The sequence below is a fragment of the Lentzea sp. NPDC006480 genome (assembly GCF_040611995.1).
Classification (GTDB): domain Bacteria; phylum Actinomycetota; class Actinomycetes; order Mycobacteriales; family Pseudonocardiaceae; genus Lentzea.
Genome location: NZ_JBEXPJ010000015.1, coordinates 1 through 16710, shown reverse-complemented (window position 1 = coordinate 16710; position 16710 = coordinate 1). Strand labels below are relative to the sequence as shown.

The following is a 16710-nucleotide window of genomic DNA, read 5'->3' as shown; positions in this document are numbered from 1 at the left end:
GCGAAGGGCGCTCCGGTACGACTTGGGACAGGACCCCCACCCGGACCGCACCACCTACGCCCCGAGCGTTCCTTGCGGATCTCGAACACCACAACCCCTGAACAACTCAGGCGTTGCAACGACCACTAGAACCCAAGAGATCGGCGGGGGTCTGGGGGCGGAGGCCCCCAGAGGAAGCGCCCAACGCGAGGCGGCCACCGGCCCGGTCGCGGATCGCACGCACCAGGAACCCGCCAACAAACAGGGGACGACCTGAGCAACTCAAGCGCGGGACACCAAAGGCGGCCCCGCACAAGAATCACTTGACCCCAGCCGCATCCATCCCCCGCAACTCCTTCTTCAAATCCTGAATCTCATCCCGCAACCGAGCCGCCAACTCGAACTGCAGATCCCGAGCCGCATTCATCATCTGATCAGTCAACGACTGCACCAGATCCGCCAGCTCCGACCGAGCCATCCCAGCCCGCTCATGCGAAGCCACCACCCCAGAAGACCGACCACCTTCCCCGGTAGCCCGCTTCCCCCGAGACTGGTTCCGCCCAGACCCTCCAACCGGAACCTCGTCCTCCACCTCGGAGTACACCGCCTCCAAGATGTCGGTGATCTTCTTCCGCAGCGGCTGCGGATCAATCCCGCGTTCCTCGTTGTACGCGACCTGCTTCTCGCGCCGCCGGTTCGTCTCGTCGATCGCGTGGCGCATCGAGTCGGTGATGCGGTCCGCGTACATGTGGACCTCACCCGACACGTTGCGAGCCGCACGGCCGATCGTCTGCACCAGCGACGTCCCGGACCGCAGGAAGCCTTCCTTGTCCGCGTCCAGAATCGCCACCAGCGACACCTCTGGCAGGTCGAGACCCTCCCGCAGCAGGTTGATGCCGATCAGCACGTCGAAGTCACCGAGACGCAGCTGGCGCAACAACTCCACGCGACGCAGCGTGTCGACCTCGGAGTGCAGGTACCGAACCCGGATCCCCAGCTCCAGCAGGTAGTCCGTGAGGTCCTCGGCCATCTTCTTCGTCAGCGTCGTGACGAGAACACGCTCGTCCCGCTCCGCCCGCTCGCGAATCGAGTGCACCAGGTCGTCGATCTGGCCCTCGGTCGGCTTCACCACGATCTGGGGATCGACCAGACCGGTGGGCCGAATCACCTGCTCGACGAACTCGCCGCCGGACTGCCCGAGCTCGTACGGCCCCGGCGTCGCGGACAGGTACACGACCTGACCGATCCGGTCGGCGAACTCCTCCCACGTCAACGGCCTGTTGTCCAACGCCGAGGGCAGGCGGAAGCCGTGCTCCACCAAGTTCCTCTTGCGGGAGGCGTCGCCCTCGTACATGCCACCGATCTGCGGCACCGTCACGTGCGACTCGTCGATGACCATCAGGAAGTCGTCGGGGAAGTAGTCGAGCAGCGTGGCGGGGGCGGTGCCGGGGCCGCGGCCGTCGATGTGGCGCGAGTAGTTCTCGATGCCGTTGCAGAAGCCGACCTGGCGCATCATCTCGATGTCGTAGGACGTGCGCATGCGCAGGCGCTGGGCTTCGAGCAGCTTGCCCTGGCGTTCCATCTGGGCGAGCGTCGTCTCCAGCTCGGCCTCGATGTCCCGGATCGCGCGCTCCATGCGCTCCGGGCCGGCGACGTAGTGGGTGGCCGGGAAGATCCGGAGGTCGTTCACCTCGCGGACGATGTCGCCCGTCAGCGGGTGGAGGTAGTAGAGCTTGTCGATCTCGTCGCCGAAGAACTCGACGCGGACGGCCAGCTCCTCGTAGGACGGGATGATCTCGACCGTGTCGCCGCGCACGCGGAACGAGCCGCGGGTGAACGACATGTCGTTGCGGGTGTACTGGACGTCGACCAGCAGGCGCAGGAACGCGTCGCGGTCGACCTCCACGCCGGTCTCGAGGCGGATCGAGCGGTCGAGGTAGGACTGGGGCGTGCCGAGGCCGTAGATGCACGACACCGAGGCGACCACGATGACGTCGCGCCGGGTCAGCAGCGACATGGTGGCGGAGTGCCTCAGCCGCTCGACGTCCTCGTTGATCGAGGAGTCCTTCTCGATGTACGTGTCCGTCTGCGGGATGTACGCCTCTGGCTGGTAGTAGTCGTAGTAGCTGACGAAGTACTCCACCGCGTTGTGCGGGAAGAGCTCCTTCAGCTCGTTGGCCAGCTGGGCGGCCAGGGTCTTGTTCGGCGCCATGACCAGGGTGGGCCGCTGCAGCCGCTCGACCAGCCACGCCGTGGTGGCCGACTTGCCGGTACCGGTGGCGCCGAGCAGCACCACGTCGCGCTCGCCCGTGCGGACGCGGCGTTCCAGCTCGTCGATGGCCGCGGGCTGGTCACCGGCCGGCTGGTAGTCGCTGACCACGCGGAACTGCCCGTCGGACCGGACGATGTCGCCGACGGGACGGTGCTCGGAGTGCGCCTTGACGGTGCTCTCCTCTGGCGGGAGCTCGGTTGCGAAAGCCACGGCGCCACGTTACGCCGGGGGTCTGACAATTTCTGATCGGCCCTGGTCAGAGCCCTAGTCGCACGGGCAGCAGGAGCAGTCGCAGTCGCAGCAGTCGCACGTGTCGCAGCAGTCGCAGTCGAACGGGTTCTCCCGGCGCTTGTCGCTCCACGGGCCCGGGAACGGGTCGCGGCAGCAGAACTGACAGGTGCCGCACTGGTAGAGGAACGCCCCGCAGCCGGCGAAGCATCCGCGTGGCTGCGGCTGCCAGTTCAGCCGCGGGTACGCCCACAGCCCGCTGCCCGGATCCGACCAGGTGGGTTTGTGCGGGTCGCGGCCCTTCCGGCCGAACACCCGGATGATCGACTCCTCCAGCTCGTGCACCAGCAGCTTGTGCACCAGCCGCGCGTCCGTGAACTCGATCTCGTCGAGCGCCAGCCTGATCCCCGTCACCGCGTCCAGGCACAGCCGATGTGCCTCGTCGACCGATGTCCCGGTGGCCAGCAACGGGTTCCACGCACCCGACGCGCGGTCCTCATCCAGGTCCTCCGCGGCGTCGATCAGGTGCGCGACCCGCCCGAACAGCCGTCCGACCTCGCGCAGCGGTTCGGCGTTCTGCGGCCTTCCGGCGATGAACGCCGTCTGCGCGACGGCGAACCCGGTCGCGGTCTCCGTCGGCTCCGTCACCAGCAGCACCGAACTGCCCAGCCCCGCCGCACGCTCCACCTCGGGCTGCCGCCGCACCGTGTCGATCATTACCGACGCGTCGAACCCCAGGTCGGAGGCCGTTCCGAGGCCCTTGGCGGCCCAGCGCTGCGCCACCGCCCGTCCCGCCCAGCCGACCTTGCCGGCGAGCCCGTCCCCGTCGTCCACGTGGTCGTGGATCTTCAACGACGCCAGCACCAGCGACACCGACGCCGCCAGCCGCGCGCCGTCGCCGATGGCCACGTCCGCGGACTTCATGCCCCGCAACGCACACGGCCCGGCCGTCCGCCTCGACACGACCGACTGCGCCTCGACCGCCGCCGAGATCAACAGCCCGTCGTAGTTGGTGACGAGCCTCGACAGATGACCGTGCTCGTCGCGCAACGACAGGCACATCCCGCACAGGTGCGCGAGCCACGCGGACCGCAGCTCAGCGCCCATTCTGTTGCGGCAGGGGCGGATGATCCCGAACATGCGCGGCATCCTAAGTGGCCGGAGCGCCGAACGATGGCAGTATCGCGGACGTGGCACACATCCATCCGCCGAAGATCGAGTACTTCGACCTGGACGCCAAGAGCAACACCGATCCCAAGGGACAGCTGAGAAGTGTCGACGAGTACCGCCTGACGCCGACCGGCCTCTACATGTTCCGGCCGCTCGCCGGCCACCCGAAGATCAGCCACTTCGAGAGCTGGTTCCTGCCCAAGCTCAACATCCGGGTCACGCGCCAGTCCTGGCACCCCGGTCACGAGCTCGACTTCGACTTCTACGTGGACGTCGTGGAGATCAACGCGATCGGCACCGTCTGGAAAACGACCGACCTGTACCTCGACCTGATCGTCCGAACGGGTCACAGCGTGATCGTGCTGGACACGGACGAGCTGATCGCCGCACTTCAGCACAAGTTGATCACCCCGGAACGCGCGCAATGGGCCCTGGAAACCACCTACACAGCGGTGTCGGGAATTTCAGCGCACGGTCACGATGTAGTCAGGTGGCTCACCTCTTCGGGTTGTTCCACCACCTGGCGTTGATACACAGAGTGTGGTCGTCATCTGACCGTGACGTAACAAATCGACCCGGCGTGTAACTGGGCGCACTTATTTGACTACCCTCGGCGTCGTGGGAGCGGTCACTACACCTCAGCTGGTCGATGTCGTCGACACCATTTCGGGCGTGCGCACCTATTCGTCCGGTGGCTCACGAACTCTCAGTTCGTGCGACGTCGAACGGTGGGGTCTGCGAATCGAGCATCCCACCCCGGAGGACCCGTTCTCGGACGCCGAGGTCACCTGGCTGATGCCCGAACTGGGCCTGCGCCTCACGACCTACCGCGCCCGCTCACGCCACTCCCGCAGCGGCCCGAGCGTCCTCTCGGCAGTCCGGGTGGAGCGCGACCACCGCCACTGGCAGACCACGGACCTGTTGCTGGGCCTGGCAGTTCCCGGCGGCACGACCCCGCGCATCGTCCGCAACGAGGAGTTCGCCGCCGCCGTCGCGGGCCGGATCCTGCGTCCCGGCGACGCCGACCAGGCCCTGCGCACGATCCACCGCACCCTCGAAGAGCTCAGCAACGTCAACCACAACCTCACGTCGTGGCTGACCTGGCAGGGCATCTACGACTCCTGGCCGCCCCTGTAGGCCTCGACCCGTGCGACCGCCTGCCGCATCCACGGTCCCTTCGCCTCGCCGTAGGCGAACCCGGTGGAGTCGGTCGCAAACCGCTGGGACAGCTCGACCTTGAGGTTCTCGTACTCCTGACGAGCCTGCGCGTCCTGCCGAATCCAGTTGCGGAAGTCGATCGCCCATCGCCAGCCCGGCCCGCCGAACACCCGCAGGTGCAGGTTCACCCGCCGGCCGGGATCAGCGCCGGCGTGCAGCCGCTTGCTCCAGTCACCTTCGCCCTGCGGGGTGTCGGTGTACGGCCCCACGTACGGAAAACCGGCCTGCGCCAACGACTCCCGCAACGAGTCGGCCGTCTCCATGTCCTCGACCGCCAGCTGGAAGTCCAGCACGTCCTTGGCCGCCAACCCGGGCACCGCGGTCGACCCGATGTGCTCGACGTGCCGCCCACCGGCCGCCAAGCTGATCCGCCGCGCCACCCTCCGAGCCTGAGCAGGCCACCGCCCGTCGTACGGCACCACGATCGGCGAGCCGGACGCGTACGACTGCGTCCGCACGTTCTTCTCGAACCCCACCAGCCGATCCCACAACACGGTGACGTCCGGAACCTCCCCGGAGTTGTCCAGCCACACGTCCGCCACAGCCCGGCGCTGCTCGTCCGTGGCCTGCGCGGCAATCCGGTTCTCCGCGTCCTGCCGATCCATCCCGCGACTGGTGACGAGTCGCCGCAGCCGGGTCTCGGCATCCGCGTACACGACGATCACCAGGTGGTACGCCGCCGCCATGTCCCGCTCCACCAGCAGCGGGATGTCGTGCACGACGATGGCGTCCTCAGGCGCCTCGGCCATCCGCTGCCCGGTCAACGCCCCGATGCGCGGATGCGTGATCCCGTTGAGCGTCTGCCTGGCGTCCTCAGACGCAAACGCCTTGGCCGCCAACGCCGCCCGGTTCAACGTGCCGTCGTCGTTCAGCACGTCCTCACCGAACGCCTTCACGACCTCCTTGAGCCCGTCGCTACCGGGCTCCAGCACCTCACGCGCGAGCTGGTCCGCATCGATCACCACTGCGCCGTTCTCGGCGAGCAGCTTCGCGATCGTCGACTTCCCGGACCCGATTCCCCCGGTCAACCCCACCCTGAGCATGCCGCACAGGCTAGACCGGCGGCGTCATGCACTGCTGGGCGAGTACCGGCAGCACAGCCATCAACCGAGCCTGCGGGAGGAAGTTGTTCCGGTTGCGCACCACGAACGTCGACTTCCCGAGCGACCCGATCAGCAACTGCTCGTCCTTGCCCTCGATCAACGTCCCCTTCTGCTTCCCGACGTCGACCTCGGTGATCTTCGCCCCGCCACCCCGCTCAGCCTCGACGCTCTCGGCCACCCGCGTCCGCGCCGTCAGCTCGTCGGTGTACGTCGACAGCCCGATGACGATCTTGGCGTCGTCCAGGTTCTTCTTCTCGGGAATCCCGTAATAACAATCGATCTTCCCGGTCTTGCCGATCGAGGGCTCCTTGATCCCGATGATGATCCTGGGCTCCCCGGGCAACTCCTGCCCGACCGTCGCGTTCATGACATCAACGGGCACCACGAGCTCGCAGTCGTCCGGCAACGGCCGATCCACCATCAACGGAACCCGCGACGGCGTGGTCGGCGGAGTGATCTTCGGAATCTGCGGCGGCGGCGCCTGAGTCTGCGGCGCCACACCAGAGCAGGCCGCGCACAACGTCAGCGCCACCGCGCCCAGCACACCGAAGAAATTGTTCCCACGCATAGGTTTGCCAACCTACACAACGCCTCAAGCCCACCACCACCGAGTGAACGAGTGACCTCCACAGCGCCTGCGCCAAGGCGTCTGAAAGCACTGCACCGTGCACAAGCGGTCCCGGCCCACGTCCATGAAGGGAACCTTCCTCCACCTGAGGTGTGAACTGGTCCCCGGAAGTTGGACTGGCTAAGTAGAGGTAAGGCCGCGAGGGCCTGGGCTCGGTATTCGGCCGGGCTTGCAGACGCCAGAGCCCACCAACGCGAAAGAGCCCCGCACCTGGGGTGCGGGGCTCTTTTTCAGGCTCTAGCTCACATGCCGCCCGACAGCTTCTCGCGGAGAGCCGCGAGCTGCTCGTCGGAGGCCAGCGTGCCACCGGACTGAGCCGGCGCGCCGACCGAAGCGGAAGGAGCGTCCCCACCCGAGGTGTAGTTGCCCGCACCCTCGGCCGAAGCCTCTTCCTCAGCCTCAGCGGCCTTCTTGATCTGCTTCATGTGCGACTCGTAACGAGTGTGCGCCTCGGCGTACTGGCGCTCCCACTCCTCACGCTGCTTGTCGAAGCCGTCCTGCCACTCCTGGGTCTCCGGGTCGAAGCCCTCGGGGTAGATGTAGTTCCCCTGGTCGTCGTACTCGGCGGCCATGCCGTACTGGGTCGGGTCGAACTCGGTGTCGACCGTGAAGCCCTCGTTGGCCTGCTTGAGCGACAGCGAGATGCGACGGCGGTCGAGGTCGATGTCGATGACCTTGACCATGACGTCGTCGCCGACCTGGACGACCTGCTCCGGGATCTCGACGTGGCGCTCGGCCAGCTCGGAGATGTGGACCAGGCCCTCGATGCCCTCGTCCACGCGGACGAACGCACCGAACGGAACCAGCTTCGTGACCTTGCCCGGCACGATCTGGCCGATCGCGTGGGTGCGGGCGAACTGGCGCCACGGGTCTTCCTGCGTGGCCTTCAGCGACAGGGAGACGCGCTCGCGCTCCATGTCGACGTCGAGGACCTCGACGGTGACTTCCTGGCCGACCTCGACAACCTCGGACGGGTGGTCGATGTGCTTCCAGGACAGCTCCGAGACGTGGACGAGACCGTCGACGCCACCCAGGTCCACGAAGGCACCGAAGTTGACGATCGAGGACACGACGCCCTTGCGGACCTGGCCCTTCTGCAGCTGGTTGAGGAACTCGCTGCGGACCTCGGACTGGGTCTGCTCGAGCCACGCGCGGCGGGACAGGACCACGTTGTTGCGGTTCTTGTCCAGCTCGATGATCTTCGCCTCGAGCTCACGGCCGACGTACGGCTGGAGGTCGCGGACGCGACGCATCTCGACGAGGGAGGCGGGGAGGAAGCCGCGCAGGCCGATGTCGAGGATGAGACCACCCTTGACGACCTCGATGACGGTGCCCTTGACGGGCTCGTCCTTCTCCTTGAGGGCCTCGATGGTGCCCCACGCGCGCTCGTACTGGGCGCGCTTCTTGGAGAGGATCAGGCGGCCTTCCTTGTCCTCCTTCTGGAGAACAAGTGCCTCGACCTCGTCACCAACCTTGACAACCTCGTTGGGGTCGACGTCGTGCTTGATCGACAGTTCGCGCGAGGGGATGACGCCCTCGGTCTTGTAGCCGATGTCGAGCAGGACCTCGTCCCGGTCGACCTTGACGATCGTGCCTTCGACGATGTCGCCATCGTTGAAGTACTTGATCGTCTTGTCGATAGCAGCGAGGAAGTCCTCCTCCGTCCCGATGTCGTTGATCGCGACCTGCTTGGGCGCAGCGGCAACGGGGGCGGTGGTGGTGTCGGTGGACATTAGGTAGGTGGCTCCGGTACGGATTGGCATTAATGAGTGGTAGTGGTGCGCGCGCAGCATCGCAGCGACCTGGAATCCCCGACCGTTCTGGATCATGGGCAGCACTAACCCACTACGCGGGCGTTATCGTACGCGGCCGCGAGAGGTGTGAGCAAACCAGCCCCCAGGTGAAGGAGCAGTGTGTCCAACCAGCACGCGAGCGCGGAGCAAGCGCTCGGCACGGCCGGCATCGTCAAGCGCGGAGCGGACGCCGCGGAGTCACGCCTGGCGAACCGCGTCTGGTGGGACGCGGACGCCGACGACTACCACGAGACGCACGGCGACTTCCTGGGCGCGGCCGACTTCGTCTGGTGCCCTGAGGGCCTGCGTGAGGAGGACACCCGCTACCTGGGTGACATCGCTGGTCAGAGCATCCTGGAGGTCGGCTGCGGCAGTGCCCCGTGCGCCCGCTGGCTCAAGGCCAACAAGGCGAACGTCACGGCGCTGGACATCTCCGAAGGCATGCTCAGGCACGCCCGCGAGCACAACGACAGCACCGGCATCCAGGTCCCGCTCGTGCAGGCCAGCGCCGACCAGCTGCCGTTCGCGGACGACTCCTTCGACGCCGCCTGCTCGGCTTTCGGCGCGGTGCCGTTCGTGGCCGACGTGCAAGAGGTCTTCAGCGAGATCGCCCGCGTCCTCAAGCCCGGCGGCGACTGGGTCTTCGCGGTGAACCACCCGATGCGGTGGATCTTCCCCGACGACCCCGGCCCGCTCGGCCTGACCGTCACGCAGTCGTACTTCGACCGCACCCCTTATGTAGAGGTCGACGGCGAGGGCCACGCCGTGTACGTCGAGCACCACCGCACCCTCGGCGACTACGTCCGGGCCCTCACGAACACCGGCTTCACGCTCGAAGACCTCGTCGAGCCCGAGTGGCCGAAGGGACACACCCGGATCTGGGGCCAGTGGAGCCCGCTGCGGGGCAAGCTCTTCCCCGGCACCGCGATCTTCCGCACGCGCCTGACGTCGTAATCTCATCGGCCATGACCTCGGCACGCGGACTCGTGGCGGCCCAGTCGGCTCGGTTCACGTCACTGGACCCGTTACTCCCGTCGGCCGTCGAACCACCCACCGACGGCCACGTCATCACGGCCGCGCTCGCGGACGGCGCGCGCGTCGCCGGGGTCATCAGCCACAAAACGTACGAAGAGCACTCCACGATCCGGCTCTGGTCCACCGCGCAGGTGTGGGAGCTGTTGCCGCTGGTCGGCACCTCGCAGGGGATGGACGCGCTGCTCACCCGCTTCCGCCGGCACCTCGACACGCAGGACGTCCACGACGAGGACAGCGCGTGCGTGGTGCACTGGCCGAGCCGTGACACGAAAGCGGCGCGCGCGTTCCTCGACCACGGCCTGGTACCGCTGTCCGTGCTCGCCGTGCGGCTGAGAGCACCTCAACCACGTCTCCCCCGCACGCTGACGATCCGCCGCGCCACTCCGCACGACCTGGACGCCGTGCTGGAGCTGTCGCTGGCCGAGCTGGAGTACTCGTCGTTCGTCGGCTCCACGCTCGTCCGCCCGGAAGCGCGAGCCGTCAAGCAACGCGCGCTCGCCGAACGCCTCGCCAACGCGAGCCCCATCTGGCTCGCCGAACGGGACGGCATCGCGGTCGCGCTCGCCGAGTGCGCGATCGTGTCGTCCGAACCCGGCACGATGGCCGCGATGAGACTGCCCCGCGGCCGCTGGGGCTATGTGAACTGCGTCTCCGTGCTGCCGGGAGCCCGCGGCACCGGCATCGGCCAGCAGCTCGTCGCGTACGCCCACCAGGAGCTTCACCGGATGGGCGCGGTCGGCACGTACCTCTACTACAACCCGCCGAACCCGCTGAGCAGCGTCTTCTGGCCCCGTCAGGGCTACCGGCCGCTGTGGACCGTGTGGGAAGTACGCCCCGCCGCGGCCCTTAGGTGACCTATGTCCGACTTGCCGCCGGGCGAAGTCTGCGCGAGAATTTGTACTGACCGGTCAGTTTAAACGGAAGGTAAACCCGTGGAGATCCACGCAAGTCGCGCAGGCGTCAACGGAGGACATGGTCCTCTGCTGCGCCCGACTTCGCTGACCGTGAAGCCGGGAGAGCTGACGCTGGTCGCGGGCGAGCCCGGCACCGGTCACACCGCGCTCGGCCTGCTGCTCTCCGGCCGCATCAAGCCCTCCACGGGCACGGTCTCGCCGGACCCGAAGATCCTGCGCAAGCAGGTCGTGCTGGTCGACGCCCCCGAGGTGAACGAGCCGGAGGAAGCGCTCACCCTCTCCGCCATCGTCGGCGAGGAGCTCGCGATGAACGGCATGCGCTCCGGCAAGAAGGCGGTGCACGACTGGTTGGTCGAGCACGCCGCCGACGAGCACGCCAACAAGCGCTTCGAGCACGTGCCGCCACACACGCGCTGCGCCGTGATGCTCGAACTCGCCTCCGAACGCCCCGGCGTCACGGCACTCGTCCTCGACTGCCCGGACCGCTACCACCCCAACCCGCGCGAGTGGTTCGCCTTGGCGCAGAACTACGTGACCCCCGAACGGTCCGTGGTCGCCCTGTGCTCGAACTCCTCCGCCCACATCCTCGACATCCCGCACGCGCGCCTTGGTGAGGACAACAACGACACCAAGATGGAGATCACCGCATGAGCGCCCTTCGCATGGCCTTCAACGAACTTCGCCGGATCACCTCCGGCAAGCTCCCCAAGCTCGCCGTCCTGGCTCTGGCCCTCGTGCCTCTGCTGTACGCGTCGCTCTACCTGTACGCCAACAAGGACCCGTACGCGAACCTCCACAACGTCCCAGCCGCACTGGTGGTGAAGGACAAGGGCGCCAAGGACCTCAACGCCGGCAAGGACGTCGCGGACGAACTGCTCAAGGGCAACAAGTTCAAGTGGCAGGTCGTGGACAACCCCGCCGACGCCGACGAGGGCGTGCGCAAGGGCAAGTACATCTTCGCCCTGACGCTCCCGGAGGACTTCTCCGAGGCGCTCACGTCCGCCGAGCAGAACAAGCCCCGCCAGGGCGTGCTGACGCTGACCACCAACGACGCCAACAACTACCTGGGCAGCACGATCGCGAACCAGGTCGTCGCCGAGGTGCGTCGCGCCGTCACCGCGAAGGTCTCCACCGAGGCCGCCGACAAGCTGCTGCTGGGCTTCTCCACGATCCGCGAGGAGACGACCAAGGCGGCCGACGGCGCCAAGCAGCTCGCGGACGGCAGCGCCACCCTGCGCGACAAGATCGGTGAGCTCGACAGCGGTGTCCAGCAGCTCTCCTCCGGTGCGGTGACCGCTGCGGACGGTGCCGCGCAGCTGCGGGACGGCACGCACGAGCTCCGCTCGCAGACCGCGCAACTCCCCGCCGGCGCGCAGAAGATCGCCGATGGCGCGCGACAGGTCGCCAACGGCAACGAGACCGCCGCTACGCAGGCCGAGGAGTACGCGAAGAAGGCCCAAGCGCTCGTCGGCGTGCTCGACCAGGCGAACGGCGACGTCGCGAACCACTTGCGCGCCTTGGGCTTCACCGAGGCCCAGGTGCAGCAGGTGATGAGCACGCTCACCCAGGTCCGCAAGCCGGTCGACGACGCGAACGGCAAGGTGCAGGGCGCCGCGGGTGACCTGCGCAAGCTCGCGAACGGCGCGGACCAGGTCGCGGACGGCGCCGAGCAGCTCTCGTCGAAGATGCCCGGTCTCGTCACCGGCATCGGCAAGCTCGACGACGGCGCCACGAAGCTCGCCGACGGCAACGCCCAGCTGCGCGACGGCCTGCAGAAGGCCGCGACGGGCACGCCACAGCTCAAGGACGGCGCGACCAAGCTCGCGAGCGGTGCGGCGGAGCTGAGCAACGGCCTGTCCGGCGGCGTGAACAAGATCCCGAACGCGGACGACCCGACGCGCGCGGCGATCGCCCAGGCCATCGGTGACCCGGTGGCGGTGAAGGGCCTGTCCCAGACGAAGGCCGCCACTTACGGCGCCGGTCTGGCTCCGTTCTTCCTCGGCCTGGCAACGTGGATCGGCGCGTTCGTGCTCTTCCTGCTGCTGCGCCCGCTCTCACGCCGTGCGCTCGCCGCTGGACAGTCAGCGTTGCGCGTCGCGTTGGGCGGATGGTTGCCAGGTGCGGTGCTCGGCATCGTGCAGGTGCTCGTGATGTTCTCGGTCGTGCGGTTCGTGGTCGACATCGAGCCGTCGAACCCCTTCGGCACGTTCGGGTTCCTCGTGCTGATGTCGCTGACGTTCGTCGCGATCCTGCACGCGCTCAACGCCGCGTTCGGTGCCGTGGGCAAGTTCCTGGGACTGATCCTGCTGATCCTGCAGCTGGTCAGCGCGGGCGGCACGTTCCCGTGGCAGACGATCCCGGTGCCGCTGTACCCGCTGCACTACGGCCTGCCGATGGGCTACGCGGTCGACGGCCTGCGTCATCTGATGTACGGCGGCGACCTGGGCAGCGTCGGACACGACGCTTTGATCCTTCTCGCGTGGCTCGTCGGGGCCCTAGCCTTGTCATCCGTGGCGGCCTACAAGCAGCGGGTGTGGACACCTTCCAAGCTCAAGCCGGAGCTGGTGCTGTGAGCGCCCACAAAAGTGCACGGACAACCGCGACCAAGCAGAAGCTCTTCGACGCGGCGCTGAAGCTGGTCGGCGAACGGGGTGCCGCCTCGGTGACGGTCGACGAGATCGCCGCGGAGGCGGGCGTCGCCAAGGGCACGATCTACTACAACTTCGCCTCGAAGGACGCTCTGGTCGAAGCGCTGCTGCGGCACGGGGTCGAGATCCTCGCGGGCCGGCTGCGGTCCGCCGAGGAGGCCGAGAACTCGCTGGAGGCACTGGTCGACGAGATGCTCGGCTTCTGGGCCGAATATCCGGCGTTCGGCCAGCTGCTGGTCTCCGAGCTGTGGCGCACGCCGGGCCAGTGGCACGGCACTCTCTCGTTGCTGCGCGACGACATCGTGTCGATCGTGCGCGGTCAGATGAAGCGCCTGTCCGACGCGGGCCGACTGCCAGAAGGGGTCGAGGTCGGCACCGCGTCGGCGGCGTTGTTCGGCACGCTGCTCGTGATCGCGCTGGACTGGCAGGTGTTCCAGCCCGAGCGGTCACGGGCTCAGGTGCGGGACTCGGTCATGCACCTGGTACGTGGACTTGGACAGGCCCGCTGAACTCCTGCGGCCGGGTCTGGTCCTGCAGCTCGGTCAGCCGCTTGATCAGCACGACGGCCAGCACGGCGGCGATGACCGTGAAGGCCGTCGTCACCCACGTCCAGGTGGCGACGACGGACAGCTCCGCGTCCGCCAGCGCGAGCCGCCCCATTGCGCCGCCGACGTACGACATCGCGAGGTACGCCGCCCACCACACGGCGATGAAACCGTGCTTGTCCCGGGCCTCCAGCGGACGGTCCTGCTGCGCCGGGTCGAAGGCACGCCACACGTCCTGGACGATCTGCGCCGGGTACCAGAGGTTCACGACAGGCGTGAACCACGAGCCGATCGCCCACCCGCGCGAGTGCCGGTGGTCCACGGGGTAGGTGACCCGCTCGGCGTTCTGCCGCGACCGGTAGATCCACACGATGAACACCACGCCGGCCGCGATCGTCACCAGCAGACCCGGCAGGTTGACCATCACCGAGAAGGCGTCGGCCGCGCGTGCGTCGTCCATCGTCGCGTTGCCCTCGGTGTACGCCTGCACGACGTCCGCGCTGCGCTGCGAGGCGATCCCGTCCAGGACGGAGAAGACGGCGTCGAGTCCGATGAGGACGGACGCGGCCACACCGATGCCGCGGACCGGTCTGAACGGTTCGGTGATCATGATTCCCCCACTTGGACTGCGTTCAACTGCTTGATCATCCGCGCCGCCAGCACCGCCGCCGCAACGCCGAGCGCGGCGGAGAGCGTGCCCCAGGCAGCGGCGTCCCGCAGCGTCAGCCCGGGCACCGAGGCGACCAGGTTCCCGGCGATGAAGGTGGCCCACCACGCCCTGACGAGGCCGCTGAACGGCCGCTCCCGAAGCGCGGTCATGGGCTGTGACCGGTCCGACCCGCGCCAGATGTCCTGCATCACCGCGTACGGAATGAACAGGTTCGCGAGCGGGATGATCCACCCGACGAACACCCACATGTTCGTGTAGCGGTGCTGGTGCTTGGACGTGATGACGTCCGAGTTGAGCCGTGCCTGGCTCATCCACGAGATGAAGACGACTCCAGCCACGACATGCGCGAACAACGCGACCCAGTACGGCATGGGCTCGGCAGGCGAGACCCACAGCAGCACGGTCGTCACGACCTCGGTTCCCGCCGCGAACGCGATCAGGCCCGTCGCCGCGGTGCCGACGCCATGCGCCGACCTCACAGCACTCACGATTTCCCCCCAGGAAATGCACACGTCCCCCGACGTCGGCGCGGAGCGTACAACCTCAACGCCCGATCGAGCGATGTGTTTGGTCGTGCGGGGCTAAATGGCCGGCGGTACGAACGAAGACATGTCGAAACCGCTACGCGTCCTCGTCGCGCTTCTGGCCTGCTGTGCCCTCACGACGACCCCGGCGCTCGCCGCCGCGCCCGCGACGGCCACCGCCTCGTTCCAGGAGGTCCTGTTCCGCCCAGCCGACGGCGTCCTCGACTTCGAGGAGACGGCTGACGGCATCAAGGTGTCCGGCGAGTTCAAGAAGGGCTTCGCGTCCGCCGACCCCGACGACTACCAGCTGCAGGTCCTCGACAACGCGGACGTGGTCGTGGACTTCAGCAAGGACTTCCAGAAGGTCGCCGAGATCACCTCGCCCAAGGTCGCGAAGTTCGAGTTCACGACCAAGACCAAGCAGAAGATCGCCGACATCCGCAACGAGGACCTGGTGATCCGCCAGCTCGTGGACGTGGCGGCGGGCATCAAGGTGCAGGCCGAGATCGGCCGCGCGAAGGTCGTCAAGTAGCGGTCAGCGGGCGTCCTCGTGGTGCAGCGAGGGCGCCCGCCCTTCCAACGCCCGTTCGACGGCCTCCAGCACGGCCCGGCTCGTGCGCTGCGCGGCGTCGTGCGCGAAGTGGCCCAGCAGCACCTGCTGCGTCGGGTTCGGCAGCACCGGGTCCGGCACCGGCCCGCACGTGTGCACCTCCACCACCGGCGCGCCCTCGGCCAGCAGGTGCCGCACGGCTCGTAGGACGGCTGTGCGGTAGTTGTCGTGCACCCACGCGACCAGCAGGTTCACTCGTTGACCTCGAAGCTCGTACTCGACCTCGGACGCCAGCTCGGCGGGCTTGGCCCAGTCGGCCCTGACCCAGGTGGGCCGGTGTCCTCGCCGCAACGACGCCCGCGCCGCCCGTCCGGGTCCGTCGTCGGCCATCAGCGGCTGGGTCCGCGACGGCAGCACGACCTGCCACCCGCGTTCGACCAGCTTCTGCGCACATCCGGCCAGCATTCCGGTCCCGCCGAGCACCAGAGCCGTTCTCACCGAGCACGCTCCTCCCCGACCGACGCCAGCGGCCCGGCCAGCCACCGCTCCACCTGCCCCTGCCCGCGCAACCGCACGACCACGACCTCGTCGACCAGCTCGAGCACCCTGGTCCGGTTGCGCCGGTAGGTCTTCCAGCCCCACCGCAGAATGTGCTCGGAGTCCGTGAACACCGACCACAGCGACGGTTCCTGGTTACCGTTCCACAACTCCACCCCACCCGCGCGACGTCTGATCGTGCGACTCACCAGCCGCCCCATGACCATCGAGAACGGGTGGTCGAGCCAGATGAGCGTGTCCGCGCGGGCCAGCAGCTCGCGCCGGACCTCCTTGTACTGGAACTCGGTGACCCAGTGGGTCTCCTCGGCGAAGGACGCCACCTCGGCGCGGAACTGCGGCCGGGGCGTCCACCGCGGACCCCAGTAGAGGCTGTCCAGCTCCACTCGGCGCAGGTCACAGCGCTCGGCGATGCGGCGGCACAGGGTGGACTTGCCGGATCCGGCGTTTCCGGCGACGAGGATGCGCCGGGGCACGTGCGGCAGCGGATCAGCTGGACCGAGCAACGGCATCGGGCCAGGCTAGTGCCGTGGCTCACACGAAAACAGGGCCCCCGGGGAACACCCCGGGGGCCCTGCTTCTCACAGCTCAGCTCAGAGAGCGGTGACGTTCGTGGCCTGCGGGCCCTTCTGGCCCTGCGTGATGTCGAACGAGACCTTCTGGTTCTCCTCGAGGCTGCGGTAGCCGCCGCCGTTGAGGGCCGAGTAGTGGACGAAGACGTCAGCGCCGCCGTCCTCGGGGGCGATGAAGCCGAAGCCCTTTTCGGCGTTGAACCACTTGACGGTGCTCGAACGCCAGGCGCACGGCGTCGCGCACCGAGTGCATCTCGCCGGTGCCGACGACGTAGTCCTCCGGCTCGTCCTGCTGCAGCATCAGGT

The 16710-nt window shown here is 67.9% G+C and carries 18 protein-coding genes and 1 pseudogene; 8 read left to right on the top strand and 11 right to left on the bottom strand.

The window, feature by feature from the left end:
• Window positions 1-298: 298 nt before the first annotated feature.
• Window positions 299-2461 carry an excinuclease ABC subunit UvrB gene (uvrB, locus tag ABZX92_RS08835; protein WP_355555551.1) on the bottom strand — a complete coding sequence of 721 codons (2163 nt, stop codon included), beginning with the start codon at window positions 2459-2461 and terminating at the stop codon, window positions 299-301.
• A 54-nt stretch (window positions 2462-2515) separates the two neighbouring features.
• Window positions 2516-3619, bottom strand: a complete 1104-nt coding sequence (locus tag ABZX92_RS08830; RefSeq protein WP_355555550.1) for a DUF5685 family protein — start codon at window positions 3617-3619, stop codon at window positions 2516-2518.
• Between the two features lie 50 nt (window positions 3620-3669).
• Here ABZX92_RS08830 and ABZX92_RS08825 point away from each other — a divergent pair, with 50 nt between their 5' ends.
• Window positions 3670-4179, top strand: a complete 510-nt coding sequence (locus ABZX92_RS08825; RefSeq protein WP_355555548.1) for a DUF402 domain-containing protein — start codon at window positions 3670-3672, stop codon at window positions 4177-4179.
• A gap of 88 nt (window positions 4180-4267) precedes the next feature.
• The gene (locus tag ABZX92_RS08820) at window positions 4268-4786 is read left to right on the top strand and encodes a hypothetical protein (RefSeq protein WP_355555546.1); all 519 of its coding nucleotides are present in this window, start codon (window positions 4268-4270) and stop codon (window positions 4784-4786) included.
• Here the strand turns inward: ABZX92_RS08820 and coaE are convergent.
• The 3 genes from coaE to rpsA all read right to left on the bottom strand — a co-directional run bounded on the left by coaE (window position 4762) and on the right by rpsA (window position 8331).
• On the bottom strand, window positions 4762-5910 hold the full coding sequence (coaE, locus tag ABZX92_RS08815; protein WP_355555544.1) for a dephospho-CoA kinase: 1149 nt from the start codon (window positions 5908-5910) through the stop codon (window positions 4762-4764). The two genes, ABZX92_RS08820 and coaE, sit on opposite strands and share 25 nt — an antisense overlap.
• A 10-nt stretch (window positions 5911-5920) precedes the next feature.
• Window positions 5921-6538, bottom strand: coding sequence for a hypothetical protein (locus ABZX92_RS08810; protein WP_355555542.1), 618 nt, complete (start codon window positions 6536-6538; stop codon window positions 5921-5923).
• Window positions 6539-6840: 302 nt separating this feature from the next.
• On the bottom strand, window positions 6841-8331 hold the full coding sequence (gene rpsA, locus ABZX92_RS08805; RefSeq protein WP_355555540.1) for a 30S ribosomal protein S1: 1491 nt from the start codon (window positions 8329-8331) through the stop codon (window positions 6841-6843).
• Window positions 8332-8511: 180 nt separating this feature from the next.
• Here rpsA and ABZX92_RS08800 point away from each other — a divergent pair, with 180 nt between their 5' ends.
• The 5 genes from ABZX92_RS08800 (at window position 8512) to ABZX92_RS08780 (ending at window position 13497) form a co-directional block, all read left to right on the top strand.
• Window positions 8512-9345 (top strand): class I SAM-dependent methyltransferase, encoded by an 834-nt coding sequence (locus ABZX92_RS08800; protein ID WP_355555538.1) that lies wholly within the window; start codon window positions 8512-8514, stop codon window positions 9343-9345.
• Between the two features lie 11 nt (window positions 9346-9356).
• Window positions 9357-10280: a GNAT family N-acetyltransferase gene (locus ABZX92_RS08795; RefSeq protein WP_355555536.1), complete on the top strand. Its 924-nt coding sequence runs from the start codon at window positions 9357-9359 to the stop codon at window positions 10278-10280.
• Between the two features lie 78 nt (window positions 10281-10358).
• Window positions 10359-10991 (top strand): ATP-binding cassette domain-containing protein, encoded by a 633-nt coding sequence (locus ABZX92_RS08790; RefSeq protein WP_355555534.1) that lies wholly within the window; start codon window positions 10359-10361, stop codon window positions 10989-10991.
• A complete protein-coding gene (locus ABZX92_RS08785) occupies window positions 10988-12913 on the top strand; it encodes a YhgE/Pip domain-containing protein (protein ID WP_355555532.1) in 1926 nt (641 codons plus the stop codon). Before ABZX92_RS08790 ends, ABZX92_RS08785 begins: the two co-directional genes overlap by 4 nt.
• Window positions 12910-13497: a TetR/AcrR family transcriptional regulator gene (locus tag ABZX92_RS08780; RefSeq protein WP_355555530.1), complete on the top strand. Its 588-nt coding sequence runs from the start codon at window positions 12910-12912 to the stop codon at window positions 13495-13497. Before ABZX92_RS08785 ends, ABZX92_RS08780 begins: the two co-directional genes overlap by 4 nt.
• Here the strand turns inward: ABZX92_RS08780 and ABZX92_RS08775 are convergent.
• Both ABZX92_RS08775 and ABZX92_RS08770 read right to left on the bottom strand, forming a co-directional pair.
• On the bottom strand, window positions 13460-14143 hold the full coding sequence (locus ABZX92_RS08775; protein WP_355555528.1) for a DUF4328 domain-containing protein: 684 nt from the start codon (window positions 14141-14143) through the stop codon (window positions 13460-13462). The genes ABZX92_RS08780 and ABZX92_RS08775 overlap by 38 nt on opposite strands.
• Window positions 14140-14691: a DUF4328 domain-containing protein gene (locus ABZX92_RS08770; RefSeq protein ID WP_355555526.1), complete on the bottom strand. Its 552-nt coding sequence runs from the start codon at window positions 14689-14691 to the stop codon at window positions 14140-14142. The genes ABZX92_RS08775 and ABZX92_RS08770 overlap by 4 nt, the downstream gene beginning before the upstream one ends.
• A gap of 121 nt (window positions 14692-14812) precedes the next feature.
• Here ABZX92_RS08770 and ABZX92_RS08765 point away from each other — a divergent pair, with 121 nt between their 5' ends.
• Window positions 14813-15259 carry a hypothetical protein gene (locus tag ABZX92_RS08765; RefSeq protein WP_355555524.1) on the top strand — a complete coding sequence of 149 codons (447 nt, stop codon included), beginning with the start codon at window positions 14813-14815 and terminating at the stop codon, window positions 15257-15259.
• 3 nt (window positions 15260-15262) lie between these two features.
• Here ABZX92_RS08765 and ABZX92_RS08760 read toward each other — a convergent pair whose 3' ends face one another.
• From ABZX92_RS08760 to ABZX92_RS08745, 4 genes and pseudogenes are all read right to left on the bottom strand, one after another.
• Window positions 15263-15775 (bottom strand): hypothetical protein, encoded by a 513-nt coding sequence (locus ABZX92_RS08760; protein ID WP_355555522.1) that lies wholly within the window; start codon window positions 15773-15775, stop codon window positions 15263-15265.
• Window positions 15772-16344, bottom strand: a complete 573-nt coding sequence (locus ABZX92_RS08755; RefSeq protein ID WP_355555520.1) for an AAA family ATPase — start codon at window positions 16342-16344, stop codon at window positions 15772-15774. The genes ABZX92_RS08760 and ABZX92_RS08755 overlap by 4 nt, the downstream gene beginning before the upstream one ends.
• Window positions 16345-16425: 81 nt before the next feature.
• Window positions 16426-16578: a cold shock domain-containing protein gene (locus tag ABZX92_RS08750; protein WP_355555689.1), complete on the bottom strand. Its 153-nt coding sequence runs from the start codon at window positions 16576-16578 to the stop codon at window positions 16426-16428.
• Window positions 16579-16615: 37 nt separating this feature from the next.
• A pseudogene (locus ABZX92_RS08745) lies at window positions 16616-16710 on the bottom strand (GDP-mannose 4,6-dehydratase); the annotation flags it as partial.